Raw genomic sequence first — 317 nt, 5'->3', positions numbered from 1 at the left:
GCTGAAATCGATGGACAGGTATATACGGTTCGCTCTGCTGACGGGGGTGACGAAATTCGGAAAGGTGAGTGTGTTCAGCGACTTGAACAATCTGAGGGATATTTCGATGCTGAAGGCATACGAAAAGATTTGCGGTATCACGGAGGAGGAACTGCACTCTGTATTCAAAGAAGGCATAAAGGAGTTGGGTGCGGCCAATAATATGACTGAGGAGGAGACAAAGGCGAAACTCAAGGAATTGTACGACGGGTATCACTTCAACGAGGATTGTGTGGATATTTATAACCTGTCAGGTTTAATGATTACTCTGGATTCTA

General features: G+C 45.1%; 1 protein-coding gene. It reads left to right on the top strand.

Annotated features, from left to right (window positions below):
• On the top strand, positions 1-317 hold a 317-nt coding region (locus H6A61_RS16335; RefSeq protein ID WP_204394808.1), incomplete at both ends, for an AAA family ATPase.

This window comes from Bacteroides caecigallinarum (genome assembly GCF_016901995.1).
Lineage (GTDB): Bacteria > Bacteroidota > Bacteroidia > Bacteroidales > Bacteroidaceae > Phocaeicola > Phocaeicola cellulolyticus.
This window is presented reverse-complemented; position numbering and strand designations above follow the sequence as displayed.